This window comes from Kocuria rhizophila (genome assembly GCF_003667225.1).
GTDB lineage: Bacteria > Actinomycetota > Actinomycetes > Actinomycetales > Micrococcaceae > Kocuria > Kocuria rhizophila.
Window position 1 is genome coordinate 1 of record NZ_RCOM01000182.1, and the last position, 419, is coordinate 419.

Genomic DNA, 419 nt, shown 5'->3' on the forward strand with positions numbered 1-419 from the left:
CCGCCGAGGAGCAGGCCTACAACCGGGTCCTCCAGCAGCTGCAGCAGTCCCAGCAGCAGCAGTCGCAGCAGCTGCAGCGCCAGGCCGCGCAGGGCGGCCCCGAGGTCCAGCAGTTCGCCCAGCAGGTGCAGAAGTCCCAGCAGGGCTCGGCTGAGCAGATCGCCAAGGAGCTCTCGCCCACCGTCAGCTCGGTGGCCAAGGACACCCTCAAGGACCCCGTGTCCATGGTCTCCAAGGCGTACAACGACCTCCCCGAGGGCACCGCACTGGGCATGAGCGCGTTCTACTACTCCATCCTGCTGCTCGTGGTGGGCTTCTCCGGCTCCGTGGCCCTGAACCTGCTCATGGACGGACGCATGGGCATGGCGCCGTTCGAGATGGGCCCCGTCTTCCGGGACCACACCCGCGCCGTCCTGCCC

Annotated in this window: 1 pseudogene; it reads left to right on the top strand. The window is 68.7% G+C overall.

The annotated features are described in order from the left end of the window. A pseudogene (locus tag D9R02_RS11920) lies at window positions 1-419 on the top strand (hypothetical protein); the annotation flags it as partial.